The organism is Streptomyces sp. SID13031 (assembly GCF_010548305.1).
Taxonomy (GTDB): domain Bacteria; phylum Actinomycetota; class Actinomycetes; order Propionibacteriales; family Kribbellaceae; genus Kribbella.
Window position 1 is genome coordinate 1 of record NZ_JAAGLV010000101.1, and the last position, 411, is coordinate 411.

1 pseudogene is annotated in these 411 nt (G+C 63.7%); it reads left to right on the top strand.

Annotation, left to right across the window (positions count from 1 at the left end):
* Nucleotides 1-411, top strand: a pseudogene (locus tag G3I17_RS39430) (YggW family oxidoreductase); the annotation flags it as partial.

A 411-nucleotide genomic window follows, 5' to 3' on the forward strand; every position in this document is an offset into this window, starting at 1 on the left:
ACCGCCCGAGCCGCCCGTGGAGGAAAACCGTTGGGATAACCGGGAAGCCGGCCAGGCGCTGATGGCCAAGAACGAATACAGCCAGTACGAGGTCTCGGCCTATGCCCAAGCGGGCCGCGCCGCACGGCACAACCTTAATTACTGGCGCTTTGGCGACTTCATAGTCATTGGTGCCGGCGCCCACGGCAAGCTGACTTTCGCCGACGGCCGCATCCTGCGCACCTGGAAGACCCGTCTGCCCAAGGACTACCTGAACCTGGCCAAGCCGTTCAAGGCCGGCGAGAAGCTGCTGCCGGTCGACGAATTGCCATTCGAGTTCCTGATGAACGCCCTTCGCCTGACCGATGGGGTGGAAGCCGAACTGTTCACCCAACGCACCGGCTTGCCGCTGGCACAGTTGCGCGAGGCACG